This is a genomic window from Terrabacter lapilli (assembly GCF_039531305.1).
Classification (GTDB): Bacteria; Actinomycetota; Actinomycetes; order Actinomycetales; family Dermatophilaceae; genus Terrabacter; species Terrabacter lapilli.
This window is the reverse complement of record NZ_BAAAPU010000012.1, coordinates 42,121-54,766: the sequence shown is the minus strand read 5'-3', so window position 1 is coordinate 54,766 and position 12,646 is coordinate 42,121. Positions and strand designations below refer to the sequence as shown.

Here is a 12,646-nt window from a genome sequence, read left to right as displayed (position 1 = left end):
CTCGAAGCCGTCTGAACGTGAAATCGCCGACCAGCCCGCCTGCGAGCACCGCAACGCCGTGTGCGATCCAATTGTTCGGCAGGGTTGCGGCGAGCACTCCCCGTGTGACGACAGCCGAAGCCAACGTGATCAGACCGACCACCAGTCCGGCCAGCCTGCGGCGCCAGGGATAGGGGGTTGCGTCTTGGGGCCAGACCACTTGTGCCTCCCAGATGAAGACGAAGCCGATCGGCACCATGAGAAGGGTCAGCAAAGCCAGCCACGGGCTGGCGAGAGATTCGATCGAGCTGCCGACAATGAAGCCGACGAATCCCAGCACGACGAGCCCGACCCCGGTCACCCCTGTGATTCGGCGCATGCCAGAGAGAATGCCAGCCGGACGCTGTCTATGCGGCAACTTCGCGAGGGCCGCTAACGGCAGGCAGCAGGTGCGGATGACCAACATAGCCACTGGGCCAGACTTCTGGCGAACGGTGCTGATTCGTGCCTAATGAGTCTTGCCAAGGTCGTGATTTCGTGGCGGTGCTTGCTGTTTGTAGGTCCTGACGAGCCCTACGCGCGGGGTGCGGTGGGGTGCAAAGGCGCGACATCACCGGAGCGCGGGGTCCCGCGCTCTTTCGCGCCGGAGGCGCGCTTGAGCCAGTACGGAAATTGATCACCAATTGGCCTTGGGCGTGGCCCGGGCACTCTGGCGGCTCGTGCTACTTCGCGGAGTAGCTCAACGCATCCATGCGCCGCAGATGTGCCACAACGGGCCGGTCGGGCTCATGGAAGGGGCCAAGGCTGATGATTGACACCGCCTCTGACCTACGTAAAACGTGTGGTGCCCCCGGCAGGATTCGAACCTGCGACACCCGCTTTAGGAGAGCGGTGCTCTATCCCCTGAGCTACGAGGGCGGGGCATGGCTGAAACCCTCACTGGAAACCTCGCTGCAAGGATCGCTGTAACCCTCGCTGTAACGAGGCCCTGCTGGGCCGACCAACGGGGACAGGCTACTGGACTGCGGCGGGCCTCCCGCGCGTGGCTGCCGACGGCGCGGCGTAGCGCACCATCAGCGGCAGATCCGGTTACTCGACGGCGGATCCCGGCGGCCGGCCGGGAGCCATGCTCGATGCCCGCGTCGGCGTGGGGTTGCGCTGGCCGGTTCGGCTAACCGACGGTGTCGTCAAGGGCAGGGCCGAGCTGGGGCCAGCGGAACTCGAACCCGGCGGATGTGAGCCGTTCCGGCAGTACCCACCGGCTCTTCAGCAGTAGTTCGGATTCGTTGCGAAGGGCCCACATGGCGGGCTCCAGCAGCCACCGCGGCGCGGGCATGCCGATCGGCATGCCTACTGTGCGGCGTAACTCGGTCATCAAGGTGTGGTTGTCACTCGGATTCGGTGATGTGAGGTTCACCGGGCCGTCGAGGTCCTCGCGCTGCTCGAGGAAGCGGATCGAGCCCAGGACGTCGTCGATGTGGATCCACGAGAACTTCTGGCGCCCGTGCGAGTGGTGGATCGGTACTGGCCCGCCAGAGGGGTCCTCGCCGATGCCGCGGTAGCGCCGGTGCTGGAACCACCACCCGTCGTACTGCGCCCCGCCGACGCCCAGGCGGGCCACCCGGGCGAGCATGTCGGAGGCCGGCCCGCCGAGCACGATGGCCATGCGCAACGCTATGCGGCGGGTGCCGCGCAGGTCGCCGGCGAACAGCTCACGCTCCCAGCTGCGCGCCACATCGACCGAGAACCCCGTACCGAGCTCACCGCCGGACTCCGTCTGGGGGCGATCGAGGGCGTAGCGATAGATCGTCGCGGTGCTGGCGTTGAGCCACAGGCGCGGAGGTTGTGCAGCGGCGGCGACCGCCTCGCGCAGCAGTCGTGTGGTGGCCACACGCGAGCGCAGGATTTCCTCCCGATTCCTGTCGGTATAGCGGCAGCCCACGCTCTTGCCGGCCAGGTTCACCACCAGGGCTGAGCCGTCGACGAGGCGGGCGAGCGAGGTGGGATCGCTCCACCGACCATCCGGGCCGGTACGTCCGATGCGTGCGACGTCGTACCCGCGAGCCGCGAGATCGTCGACGAGACGGTGTCCGATGAACCCGTTCCAGCCAGCTACAACGGCCCGTGCGCCCCCGCTCATGGCGGCACGCTATCGGTGGCGCCGGACCATTCTGCTCGCGACACCCATCCGCAAGCCGGAAGACGAGGCGCCCGGGACACCTCGCCTCGCGGTGATCGCGGAGCACAGACGACACAACGTGGCCCCCCGATCAGCGGCAACTTGTTTCCTTGACGGCACGACCGGTGTCTGCGCAGGCGGCTACGGCCCAGCCAGCAGAGTCTCTGGCGCGACCATGATCTCGCGTTCGTCCGGCTTGCCCCTGCCCCGTCTAACAGGCCGAGTCCGTCAGGCGGCCGCTTAACTAACTGCCCGCACGGGAACCGCTCCTTCGAGAGGCGCGGTCAGAGATCACCCGTCTCGGGTGACGTCCGGCGTTGGGTCCGCATGGGAGCGTCGGGCTACGGTCGAGGAGAGGTGCACACCATGGGTTGCCTGTTCGTGCTGCTGGCCGGCGTGTTCCCACGACTGGCCCTCCTTATCGTCTGGATCGCCCGACCTGCCATGGTCAACGCAGCCTTCACCTCGTGGATCTGGCCGTTGCTCGGTCTGCTCTTCCTGCCGTTCGCGACCCTGATGTACGTCATCCTTTGGCGGGCCGGCGGCCTGAGTGGGTGGGACTGGTTCTGGGTGGCCGTCGCCGCACTGCTCGACATCAGCCACTGGGGCGCCGGTGCGGCCCAGCGCCGCGCGTCGTCGACCGCGACCACGTCGCCGACGGCGTAGCCCCGGGGGGTCCGGCTCCGACCTCACCGGGTGGGGTGAGGTCGGGGGAGCGGCTTCGTCCGAGCGTCAGGGGACGATTCCTCTGGGGTTGAACCCTCCCCGCCCCCGACGTTGGTCGTCGTACGACGTGGGCTGCGGGAAGCGGTGCACAGTGAGCGTCTCAAGACGCAGTCGCAGTGGCGGGAGGACCGGCGGGCGGCGCCCTCCTAAGGAGTCGGTGCGGTGTCCCGCGTGTCGCGGGCGGCGTACCAGTCGCGAAGTGCGGTGGCGTCTCGCCCGTTGCGCAGCAGCTCGGCCATGACCCTCATGGGCGCGTCGACGTGGTGGAAGAAGTCCTTGTACCCCGCGCAGAGGTGGTGCAGCCCGGGCTCTCCGTCGGGGGTCGTGTCGAAGCGGTCCTTGGGGCAGCCACCGTTGCACGCGAACCGCACGTCACAGTCCAGGCAGTACTGCGGCAGGTCGGCCTTGGCGTTGCCGAAGGCCTTCTGCTGGTCCGACACGACGAGGTCGAGCATGGGGCGGCCCTCGGCCAGGTTGCCCAGCTTGTAGGCCGGCTCGACGAAGTGGTCGCACGAGTACAGGTCGCCGTTGTGCTCCAGCGCGAGCGCAGTGCCGCAGGTGCGGGCATGCACACACATCCCGGCCTGGTCCATGCCGAGCCAGTGCGCGAGGGCCGTGTCGAACATCTGCACGAAGACATCGCCGACGTCGTTGCGCCCCCACTCGTCGAAGACCTCGATGAGGAAGCGGCCGTACTGCTCGCCGGTCACACTTCGGTGCGTCACCGCGGACCCCTCCTGCTTGTACAGGGGGCGGTCCTTGGCGCGTACGCCCCACCCGGCGTCTGCCATGGGCAGCAGCGCCGGGGTGACACGTTCGACGATCGGGATCAGCTGGATGAAGGTCGCGCCGAGGTCGTCGCGCAGGAACCGGTAGACCTCCAGGCCATGCTCGGCATTGGCCGCGTTGATCGTGGTCAGCGCGTTCCAGCTGACCGCGTTGCGCTTGAGCACGTCGATGCCGCGCAGCACCCGGTCGAAGGTGGGCTTGCCGCCCTTGTCCACCCGGAACGCGTCGTGCATCTCGCGGGGGCCGTCGATCGAGACCCCGACGAGAAAGCCGTGCTCGGCCAGGAACGCTCCCCAGTCGTCGTCGAGGAGCGTGGCGTTGGTCTGGATGGTGTGCTGGACGCGCTGGTGAGGGCCGGCGAACCGGTCGGCGATCTCGACGCTGTCTCTGAAGAACTGCAGTCCCATCAAGGTCGGTTCGCCGCCCTGATAGTTGACGGTGACCTCGCCGCCGGCCGGGTGGGTGGCGAAGAGCTGCCGGAGATAGGTCTCCTGCGTCTCAGGCGTCATCCGGAAGGTGCTGTCCGGATAGAGCTGTTCCTTGGACAGGAAGAAGCAGTACTCGCAATCGAGGTTGCACACCGCCCCGGTCGGCTTGGCCATGATGTGCACGGGCTGTCGCCCGGCGGGCGCGGTGGTCATGATGGTGCCTTTCGCGACGACCAATGGTGACCGACAGTGCCCGAGCCACTGCCTTGGGTTTCAGGATGTGCGCGATGGCGCCGGACGACCGGCGCCTGAGCAGTGTCACCACGGGAGACGTGCCCCAGCGTCCTCACCTGCACGCCAGCGTGGTGGTCGGGTTCGGTTGCATGCCTTTGATCGTGGGAATGCGCCTCTGAAGCCGCAAGGGTCCAAGGTCCTTGAGCTCTCCTCGTTCTGTACGCGCGAGGTCTGTCCGCAACCTGAACGGACCCGGGACTCTGGATCACAGTCGCCACGACGTCTGCTGAACGAGCAGGCCGCATCACGGCCATACGCATCTACCTACGGGGTGACATGGTCGGACCACGCCTGCCGCTGATCGACCGCCGACCGGTCGTCCTGCTGGAAGGTATGGCGGCCTATGGCAAGTCGACACGTGTCGGCGCGGCCGCCCGACGAGGGCAGCAGGGCCAGGGAGCGGTTCTGTGGCTGACTCTCGACGAGTCCGACGCGGACGCCGTGCGCCGGGTGTCCGACCTCCTCACTGCAGCCAGCCTCTCGGATCCGGAGGAGCTCAGCCCTGCCCTCGAACGGTCGCGGGCATCGGCGCTGCGCCCCAGAGCCGCGCGTCCTGGTCGACTCGCTCTGCTGTCGCTCGCGCATCCAGATACCAGGGGCGACACCCTCGCGCCCGGCCGGGTCAGACCAGGAGACAGAAGGGGTGTCCGGCTGGGTCGGCGAGCACGTAGAGCGGAGCGTCCCGCACATGCGTACGGTCGTACAACAGCCGCGCCCCCAGCTTCTCAGCACGTTCGCGGTGGCGCTCCAGATCCTCTAGCGTCGGAACCGCGAAGTCCATGTGCATCTGCATCGGGACCGCCTCCGACGGCCATGTTGGAGCCGTCGTTCCTTCCTTCTTCTGAACGGTCACCACTCGATTGCCGTTGTCGTCTAGCAGGACAATCCAGTCCGCTTCGTCAGGGCTGCCGTCGGTCGGCGGCTTGTCCCGATCCCGGTAATGCAGCCCGAGGAACTCGCGATAGAACTCGGCCAGACCTCGGCAGTCGTGCGCGTCGATTGCGGTATGAACCAAAACGGGATAGTCGGACACTGGCGCCTCCTGACTGGTTGGCCAACTCAACGTAGCCAACACAAAGTAGCGGCGTGGCACGGTCGCTCATTGTTAGGACCGATGCAGCGGCATGACCGGATAGTGCCTGTCGCGCGGTGGGTAGCGACCACGGGGTCAGAACCAGTGCAGGCAGTAGGGGGAAAGTTCGGCGTCTCGTCGACCGTCACGGTTCCGCTGTCGATTCAGTAGCCGGCATACCCGTCGGGACCGCCGTCCCCGTCACGGTGGACGGCCACGTAGCGCGGACTGGGAGTGACCGGAGGGCGCTCCCGCGCCCAAATGTCCACCAGTGGTGTGGGCGACCCAGTGCGCCCGGCGTCGCGCGACGGTACCGGTCGTCGACCTCTTCGAGGATCTGGCCGCACTGTTCGCGCCGCAGCACCTCGACGAGGCCAGTCCGGGACTCTGTCGTCGGAGCTCCGGTCGCCGCGCGGCAGTCACGGATGGATCACCCGGCAGATCGCCCATCTCCCTGTGGGTGGAGCCAGTGATGGCGTACGGCGTCGACTTGCTCTTCCAGCGTCAGGCGAGACACGTCCAGCTCCACGTCCGTGCCGAGCGGTTCGCTCTGTTGACGATGAAGCATCTCGAACTCCTCGGCAGTGAGGTAGACCCGGCGGGTGCTTGCCCGCGCCCGCGCTGTCGGGAGCTCGCAGGCGAGCCGGATCGCCAATAGCTCCGGCACCAGGTCTCGGTAGACGTTGAGAAGGTCTCGCGTCACGACATCGCTGAGGATCACGCTGATGCCGGCATCGGTGAAGTTGGCGACCAGAGCTGCCGCGTTGCGCACCCCCAAGAGGTGCTGGGCCCGGCCCTCCAGGCCTTTCCATGGCGCGATCCCGCCGCTCTTGATCATCTGGCGTACGTCGTCCACGTCGATGTACGCGCACTGATCAGTCACGCGGGCCAGGGCTCGCGCGGTCGTGGTCTTGCCGACCGCCGGACCGCCGGTCAGGAGAAGTGGACGGAGCGCGGTCACGGATCGAGGCTAAGGGAAGAGCAAGCACATGCCTGTGAGCGCCGAGCTGGCTCCTACTCAGCTTCGCGTGGGCTGGGACAGCTCTGCGGCAGGACATGACCTACCTCTCCATCTCCTTTGGCCCCGATGACACTGGCCCCGCGAGGTTGACGAGGCTCTGCGGGCGCCTCACCCTGCCGCTTGACCGGAAAGCCCCTACACATCAGAACCCCCGAGGTCCGGGAGTTGTGCGGTCGCGTCCGAGTCGTTCAGAGCTCCTTGCGCATGTGGACATCATCGCTGCCGGCAGTCGGCACCGACTCCCAGCGAAAGATCTCCCGGTACCCGAGCCGCTGATAGAAGCCGGGTGCCTGGAACGTGAACGATGTGACGAACACGTGCGTGCAACCTCGCAGCTTCGCCTCGGTCTCGAATGCTGCCATGGCACTGGCGCCAACGCCGGTTCCACGGTGGTCCTCATGGACCCACGTCATTCCGATGCCGGCCGCCTTCCCCCAAGTCCACCCGGAGACCCCCGCGACTACGTCTCCGCCTTGCTCCACTCGAACGGTCAGCTCCTCGGCTGGGGCGACGCCGGAGGTTGCGGCCGCATTGAACGCGTCGAGTTCGTCGTTGAGCAACTGGTCAAGTGCCGGATCGGCCTTGCCGACCGTCGTGACAGCGTCCGTCATGGGCGGATCGTGCCACACGCGCCCGTCCCGTGCCTTTCGTCATTCTGAGATGGTGCCCGCGGACGTGCTCCGGCTCGTCGCTACGCGCAGCCGTACCCGAGGCGGCGCGCTCGCCGTCGCAGCCGCACCCGGTTCAGCAGCAGCGACAGCGCGGCCAGCACCAAGCAGGCGATGCCGAGGACCGCCTCGCCTTCCGGCTCGTAGGCGCTGAGCTGGTACTCGTAGTCACGCTGCGTCATCGCGGTCGCGATGACGCCGTTCTCGTCGCGAAGGATGCGGATCGGCAGCGGTGGCCGGTATCCGGTCTGTGAGTCGGGGGTCTGCCAGCCCACCTTCATCGGATCGTAGATGTCCTGGGTGGCGCTCGAGTCTGCACCGACCGATTCCAGCTCGACCGGGTCCGTGGACCCCGGCACGGTGACGCGGACCCCGTCGACCGTGTTGTACCCGCCGCCCCGGCCGCTGACGTGGGACACGTGCACCTCGACCTCGTCGCAGACGAAGGACTTCCCGTGTGCTTGCAGGAGCCGGGCGTCGTCGCGGGCCAGGATGGACCCCGGGATGTTGCCCAGGGCGATGACGGAGAACACCAGCAGCGTGAGGACCCATCCGGCGCTCAGACGCCCGGAGATGCCGAACGCGGCCCACCTGCGCCGCGCCCGGCCAGCCGGGGGAGGTGCCCACGCCCGCCGGAACTCCCGGGTCGCGGCTTCCTCGTCGTGGGACGCTGCCGCGCGTTCGGCGGATTCGGCGGCACTGGCCGCGTCGCGGGTCATACCGGACATCGTGCACCGGGGCGGTCGGGCAGCGGCATGGGGGCGTTGCCGCGGCCTTCGCGCGCTCACCGACGGCCGAACACCTGCCTCGCTCGATCGGGCGGGTCGAGGAGCAGGTCGACCACGAGCGCCGTCCATCCGGTCTGGTGGCTGGCGCCGAGTCCCGCGCCGTTGTCGCCGTGGAAGTACTCGTAGAAGAGCAAGTTGTCCTTCCACGCCGGGTCCTCGGTCATGAGTCGCTGCCCGCCGGAGACAGGACGCCGGCCGGAGCCGTCGGGCAGCCAGATGCCGACGAGGCGGTCGGCGAGGTCGGTCGCCACCTCGCGGACCGTGTGCTGGCTGCCGGAGCCGGTTGGGTGCTCGACGGTGAAGTCGGGGCCGAGCAGCTCGTCGTAGAGCAGCAGCGATCGCACCACGAGGTAGTTCGTCGGCATCCAGACCGGGCCCCGCCAGTTCGAGTTCCCGCCGTACATGGAGGTAGTGGACTCAGCCGGCTCGTAGTCGATGGTGGCGCCCGGCAGCCCCGGGGCGGCATACGGCTCGGCGTGCCTGCGGGACAGGGAACGCAGCCCGTGCGGCGACAGGAAGGCGTCCTCGTCGAGGAGGTGGGTCAGCGTGCGGCGAGCCTGGTCCGGGGTCACCAGCGACACGACGGCACGGTGCACGCCACCGGACTCGCGGATCGGGAAGGGCTGGCCCTGGTCGCTCTCGGAGGCATCGAGGCGGCGAGCCGCCGCCTTGCGCAGACTGGCGAGCCGCTGCACCTGGTCGAGAGGCACGCCGACGGTGGCCAGGATGGGGATGACACCGACCAGGGTCTGCACCTTGACCGGCGTGCGGTTGCCCGCGGCGTCGATGAGCCGGTCGTAGAAGAACCCGTCGTCCGGGTCGTAGAGACCGGAGGCCTCGAGCGCCTCGGAGATCATGACGAACTGCTCCAGGAACTTCACGACCATGTCGTCGTAGACGGGGTTCTCGGCCGCCAGCAGCAGCGCCAGGATCGACATGGCGAGGGAGTAGGCCGCCATCCACGCGGTGCCGTCCGCCTGCTCGATCCGCACACCCTCGGGCAGGTGGGACCGGTCCACCGGGCTGATGTTGTCCAGGCCGAGGAAGCCGCCGCCGAAGAGGTGGTTGCCGTCCGGGTCCTGGCGGTTGAGCCACCAGGTGAAGTTGAGCAGCAGCTTCTGGAAGACCCGCTCCAGGAACGCCGTGTCGGTGGACCCGTCGAGGACGAACACCCGCAGCGCCGCGAGCGCGTGCACGGGAGGGTTGACGTCGTCGAAGTTCCACTCGTATGCCGGCAGGGCACCGTTGGGGTGCTGGAACCACTCGCGCAGCAGCACGGAGAGCTGGTACTTCGCGAACGCCGGGTCGAGATGCGCCCAGGCGATCGCGTGGAAGGCGAGATCCCACGCGGCGAACCACGGGTACTCCCACGGATCGGGCATCGCCAGCACGTCGAAGGCGTCGAGGTGGCGCCAGCCGGCGTTGCGGAGGTGCCGGTGCCTCTCCGGTGGCGGTGGGCCGGCCGGGTCGCCGTCGAGCCACCGGCTCACCCGGTAGGGATACATCTGCTTGCTCCACACCAGACCGGCGGCCGCCTGTCGGAGGACGCGCATCCGCTCGTCGTCGAGGTCGGGCCCGAGGGCGGCGTAGAACTCGTCGGCGTCGCGACGTCGGGCCGCGACCACCCGGTCGCACGCCTGCTCGTCCCAGGGCGACGCGGCCTGCTGCCGGTGGAGGCGCAGGCTGACCCGGCTCGTGGCCCCGGCCGGAACCGTCAGCCGGTACCAGAAGGCCGCCTTCGTACCCTCCTGGCTCGGGTTGACGGTGTCGGCGCCGCCGACGACGTGGTCGTTGATCCCGTCCTTCGGAACGCGGTGACCGGCGAAGCGCCGTACAGGCGCGCGAGATTCGTCTCGTTGTCGCAGAAGAGCGCTCGCGGCGTCGCGCCGTCCGCTGCCGGCGCTGCTTGCAGCCGGTAGCCGCCCAGGCGGGGATGCTCGACCGCGATCGCGTCCCCCTCGAGGGACAGGCTGGGCAAGTCGGTGCGCTGCGACCAGCGCCACGTGTTGCGGAACCAGAGCGTGGGAAGCACGTGCAGGGTCGCCTCCTGCGGCCCGTGGTTCGTGGCCGCGATCGTCATGTAGATGTCGGTGGCCGACGCCTTGGCGTAGGTGACGTCGACGGCCCAGTAGCGTCCCTCGTCGAAGACGCCGGTGTCCATGAGCTCGAACTCGAAGTCGCGCAGGCCGCGGCGCGCGTTCTCCTCGACGAGGCGCTGGTACGGGAACTCGGACTGCGGGTAGTGGTAGCGCCACTGCAGCAGGGCGTGGCTGGGCAGGCCCTCGAGGTACCACCAGTACTCCTTGGCGTCCTCGCCGTGGTTGCCCTGCGGCCCGGTGAGGCCGAACATGCGCTCCTTGAGGATCGGGTCGCGGCCGTTCCACAACGCGAGGCCGAGACACAGCTCGTGCCGGATGTCGGAGATCCCCGCCATGCCGTCCTCGTTCCAGCGGTAGGCCCGCGACCTGGCGTGGTCGTGCGGGAACGACGACCACGCGTCACCGTCCGCGCTGTAGTCCTCGCGCACTGTGCCCCAGGCGCGCTCGGAGAGGTAGGGGCCCCACTCGTACCACGGGTTCGCTGAGAAGAGGTCGTCGTCGGCCCTGCCCGTGGCCTCGGCGAGGCGGCGGTGTTCGGCGGTGTCGTCGTGGGTCATGAGGCTTCTCCTCCGAATGCCACAGTGACGTCGTCGACACGCGACGACTGGCCGAACGCCACAGGTGTCGTGTGACGCACAGCCTAGGAGCGCCGCTGGACCGTCGTCCGACGAACGCCGGTTCGCGAGCCGAGGTGCGTGGCGATCGCCGGCGCCACGCGCGGTGGCGCGGGTTGAGGGCCTCGCGGCCCCTTGGTTGCACACTGCGGGGCATGGCCACGGGGACGGACCACAGGCAGCCGGACCTCCAGTGCGGCCGACCAGCGGGTGATCCCGGCCGATACCTCGCTTATCCGTCAGCATCCTCGGTTCCTGCGACCGGTCGGGTCGCCGGAGCTACGTTCGGGAGACGGGCGCGGGAAGACAGCCGTCCGACCGTCAGCCCCTCCGTGACCGAGGAGTCAGACATGTACGGACGCGTGGTCATCTACACCCACAACGACGACAAGGACGAGCTGGAGGCGAAGGCCCGCGCCGGCGTCATCCCCATCGTGACCAGTGCGCCGGGCTACATCTCCTACGGGGTGATGTTCTTCGGCAACACGGTCGTCTCGGTGAGCGCGTGGGAGTCGGAGGAGGCGGCGAAGGGGGCCGACGCCGCGCTCGGCGAGTGGGTCCGGGCGAACTCGAGCATGCAGAGCGAGCAGCGGTACACCGGCGACTTCTCGTGGCTGGAGCTCGCCCCGAGGTGAACGGCGCCGACGGAGCCCGGAGACGGTCATCGGCGTCGGCCGGTGGCCGTCTCCGCTGCCTGGTTCGTGGTCGGTCCGGGAAGCCATCACCCACCGGTCGTTGTGACCCTACTGACGCGTAACCACGTGGCACCCCCGCTCGTTTCGCCTGATGTCGCTGCTGTGCCCTTCTCTCGAATCGGGTCGCCATGTCTCGTCATCACTCGCAGGTCCGCTCGTCCGTCACGCTGACCGGCTGGGCGGTCGCTCTCGCCGCCGGCATCACCGTCGTCGCGTCGTCCACCGTCTCGGCCCTCGACCTTCCCTCACCGACCACGTCGTCCGCGCCCACCGCGCCGACCCTCGCGAATCTCCCTGCCGTACCGAGCGTTTCGGCACTCGTCGGCCACGTCACCGCCCCCTTGACGTCTGCGGCCGATGGATCGACGACGGGCAGCCCGTCGCTGCCGACCGGCTCAGCCACCGGGCTCCCCGCCCTCCCGGCCGGCCCGTCGGCGCCGTCGCTCGGCGCCGTCGGGTCCGGGGTGAAGTCGGGCCTCGCCACGGTGAAGGGCAAGGCGGCGGGGACGCCTCTCGGGGCAGTCGTGCCCGGTGCAGCGCCCGGAGGCGTGCTCGAGGTCGGCGTCGATGCCGCCCCGCTGGCGAGTGCCTGCCTCCAGGCGACCGGCAGCGGCACCGCCGTCGCCAACACCACCGTGACCGTCGCCGGGCACGACGTGACAGCCCCGCTCGTGCAGGCCCTTCCCGGTCTGCTCGCCGCCTGCCCGCGTGGGTCCGCGCCCTCGAGCCTGGGCATCGACGCCTCGGTGCCGGGGCTCGTCGGCGCCTGCGTGCGGGTGACGCCCCGGGCGCCGCTGCACGCCAGTGTCCTCGTGCTCGACAAGGAGCTGGTCGGCTCCCTCACGCGCTCCGGCGTGCCCCTCCAGCAGGCGGTCGTTCCGTGCCCGGCGGGAACGGCAGGCGCCGTCGGCACCACCCCCCACGGCAGCCCGGACTCCGGCGCCGCCGCCCACCCGACCGGCTCGAAGGGCACGGCCGCCCGGCCCGCCGCGAACCACGGCGCTCGGGCCGGCACCGGCGGCACCTGCGCTGCGGGCGGGTCGGACGGCACCTCGATCGACGCCCGGTCCACGGCCGCGAGCATCCTCCCGCACGACGCCCCTCAAGCGCTGCCGTGGGTGCTGCTCGCCCTCGCCCTCGTGGGTCGTCGGCGGCTGGGGCGCCTGGTCGCCACGCTGCGCGGCGCCCGTCCCGTCGGCTAGCGCGCGGGCGGACTATCCCGGGCTCGGCCGGCTCGGCCCGCTCGGCCGGCCGAGTCCGCGCGGAGGCGAGCGCACGGTATACGTGGGCTGTG

12 protein-coding genes and 1 tRNA gene are annotated in these 12,646 nt (G+C 69.2%); 3 read left to right on the top strand and 10 right to left on the bottom strand.

All coding sequences use genetic code 11. The features are described 5' to 3' along the window. The 3 genes from ABD241_RS20160 to ABD241_RS20150 all read right to left on the bottom strand — a co-directional run. A partial coding sequence (locus tag ABD241_RS20160; RefSeq protein ID WP_344067170.1) for a hypothetical protein occupies positions 1-358 on the bottom strand: 358 nt, incomplete at its 3' end. 463 nt (positions 359-821) lie between these two features. Further along, positions 822-897: transfer RNA gene (locus ABD241_RS20155), tRNA-Arg, on the bottom strand. Between the two features lie 253 nt (positions 898-1,150). Next, positions 1,151-2,119, bottom strand: coding sequence for an epimerase (locus ABD241_RS20150; protein ID WP_344067167.1), 969 nt, complete (start codon positions 2,117-2,119; stop codon positions 1,151-1,153). Positions 2,120-2,524: 405 nt separating this feature from the next. Here ABD241_RS20150 and ABD241_RS20145 point away from each other — a divergent pair, with 405 nt between their 5' ends. Continuing rightward, the gene (locus ABD241_RS20145; protein WP_344067164.1) at positions 2,525-2,824 is read left to right on the top strand and encodes a hypothetical protein; all 300 of its coding nucleotides are present in this window, start codon (positions 2,525-2,527) and stop codon (positions 2,822-2,824) included. A 206-nt stretch (positions 2,825-3,030) separates the two neighbouring features. On the opposite strand, the gene ABD241_RS20140 is transcribed toward ABD241_RS20145, so the two are convergent. The 7 genes from ABD241_RS20140 to ABD241_RS20110 all read right to left on the bottom strand — a co-directional run bounded on the left by ABD241_RS20140 (position 3,031) and on the right by ABD241_RS20110 (position 10,600). Next, a complete protein-coding gene (locus tag ABD241_RS20140; protein WP_344067161.1) occupies positions 3,031-4,314 on the bottom strand; it encodes an anaerobic sulfatase maturase in 1,284 nt (427 codons plus the stop codon). A 703-nt stretch (positions 4,315-5,017) separates the two neighbouring features. Continuing rightward, positions 5,018-5,428: a VOC family protein gene (locus tag ABD241_RS20135; protein WP_344067158.1), complete on the bottom strand. Its 411-nt coding sequence runs from the start codon at positions 5,426-5,428 to the stop codon at positions 5,018-5,020. Between the two features lie 469 nt (positions 5,429-5,897). After that, a complete protein-coding gene (locus tag ABD241_RS20130; RefSeq protein ID WP_344067154.1) occupies positions 5,898-6,428 on the bottom strand; it encodes a phosphotransferase-like protein in 531 nt (176 codons plus the stop codon). Positions 6,429-6,676: 248 nt separating this feature from the next. Further along, positions 6,677-7,099 (bottom strand): GNAT family N-acetyltransferase, encoded by a 423-nt coding sequence (locus ABD241_RS20125; RefSeq protein ID WP_344067152.1) that lies wholly within the window; start codon positions 7,097-7,099, stop codon positions 6,677-6,679. Between the two features lie 80 nt (positions 7,100-7,179). Beyond that, positions 7,180-7,875, bottom strand: a complete 696-nt coding sequence (locus tag ABD241_RS20120) for a hypothetical protein (RefSeq protein WP_344067149.1) — start codon at positions 7,873-7,875, stop codon at positions 7,180-7,182. Positions 7,876-7,940: 65 nt separating this feature from the next. After that, positions 7,941-9,569 carry an MGH1-like glycoside hydrolase domain-containing protein gene (locus ABD241_RS20115; RefSeq protein ID WP_344067147.1) on the bottom strand — a complete coding sequence of 543 codons (1,629 nt, stop codon included), beginning with the start codon at positions 9,567-9,569 and terminating at the stop codon, positions 7,941-7,943. A gap of 89 nt (positions 9,570-9,658) precedes the next feature. Then, positions 9,659-10,600 (bottom strand): hypothetical protein, encoded by a 942-nt coding sequence (locus ABD241_RS20110; protein WP_344067144.1) that lies wholly within the window; start codon positions 10,598-10,600, stop codon positions 9,659-9,661. A 407-nt stretch (positions 10,601-11,007) separates the two neighbouring features. Between ABD241_RS20110 and ABD241_RS20105 the strand changes: the two genes are divergently transcribed. Continuing rightward, on the top strand, positions 11,008-11,292 hold the full coding sequence (locus ABD241_RS20105; RefSeq protein ID WP_344067141.1) for an antibiotic biosynthesis monooxygenase: 285 nt from the start codon (positions 11,008-11,010) through the stop codon (positions 11,290-11,292). 188 nt (positions 11,293-11,480) lie between these two features. Continuing rightward, the gene (locus tag ABD241_RS20100; protein WP_344067138.1) at positions 11,481-12,554 is read left to right on the top strand and encodes an MYXO-CTERM sorting domain-containing protein; all 1,074 of its coding nucleotides are present in this window, start codon (positions 11,481-11,483) and stop codon (positions 12,552-12,554) included. Positions 12,555-12,646: the final 92 nt, after the last annotated feature.

Coding starts and splice junctions, on each gene's coding strand:
- ABD241_RS20150 (WP_344067167.1), bottom strand. CDS start 2,119: ATGAGCGGGGGCGCACGGGCCGTTGTAGCTGGCTGGAACGGGTTCATC.
- ABD241_RS20145 (WP_344067164.1), top strand. CDS start 2,525: ATGGGTTGCCTGTTCGTGCTGCTGGCCGGCGTGTTCCCACGACTGGCC.
- ABD241_RS20140 (WP_344067161.1), bottom strand. CDS start 4,314: ATGACCACCGCGCCCGCCGGGCGACAGCCCGTGCACATCATGGCCAAG.
- ABD241_RS20125 (WP_344067152.1), bottom strand. CDS start 7,099: ATGACGGACGCTGTCACGACGGTCGGCAAGGCCGATCCGGCACTTGAC.
- ABD241_RS20120 (WP_344067149.1), bottom strand. CDS start 7,875: ATGACCCGCGACGCGGCCAGTGCCGCCGAATCCGCCGAACGCGCGGCA.
- ABD241_RS20110 (WP_344067144.1), bottom strand. CDS start 10,600: ATGACCCACGACGACACCGCCGAACACCGCCGCCTCGCCGAGGCCACG.
- ABD241_RS20105 (WP_344067141.1), top strand. CDS start 11,008: ATGTACGGACGCGTGGTCATCTACACCCACAACGACGACAAGGACGAG.
- ABD241_RS20100 (WP_344067138.1), top strand. CDS start 11,481: ATGTCTCGTCATCACTCGCAGGTCCGCTCGTCCGTCACGCTGACCGGC.